The organism is Streptomyces sp. NPDC127092 (genome assembly GCF_042722475.1).
Classification (GTDB): Bacteria; Actinomycetota; Actinomycetes; order Streptomycetales; family Streptomycetaceae; genus Streptomyces.
Window position 1 is genome coordinate 1 of the sequence record NZ_JBHXFE010000437.1, and the last position, 579, is coordinate 579.

General features: G+C 69.6%; 1 protein-coding gene. It reads left to right on the top strand.

What is annotated here, in order from left to right:
* Nucleotides 1-211, top strand: a 211-nt coding sequence (locus ACFWJO_RS41095) for a hypothetical protein (protein ID WP_386873534.1), incomplete at its 5' end; no start/stop codon positions are given.
* Nucleotides 212-579: the final 368 nt, after the last annotated feature.

Genomic DNA, 579 nt, shown 5'->3' on the forward strand with positions numbered 1-579 from the left:
TCCCGGCACCCCGAACCCCAGCCCCGGCGCGGTGATCCCCGCAGAACCAGCTGGTGGGTCGGCGCGGCGTGGCGCGCCGACCGTGGCACTGAACGTGCGGGTGCCTGAAGCGACCCGCGAGGCGGTGCGTCGAGAGGCCGCCGCGAACCCGGTGACGCCCAGCCAGGCAGCGGGTATCAAGGATCTGGTCCGCGCACATCTGATGTGCTGACCGGTGCGCCAGGTCGAGGGGTCTGAGCTGCTCCTTCGGGCCATCGGGGGCACCTACCCCTCCAGGGCTGAGGACCCCTGAGCGTCCCGTGTTCACTGCGCAACGTGGGCAGGGTGAAAGACGTCTGCCGCAAACCCCCGCTGGGGCCGGTGTTGGAGTGAGCTGCTTGCGGTCAGTTCTCGGCCGCCTGGCAGGCGACTCGGGGAGGCTGCCGGAGACGTCTGGGGCACGTGCCAGAAACGAGCCTTCAGTCGTTGCACCCCGTGAGCCGGAGCATGACTGAGCCCATTGAGGCCGGAATGGGGGGCGAGGCCACTGCTTTGGCTGCGGTCCCTTGCCTGTCCCGTATCCACATCTGCCTCTGCCGC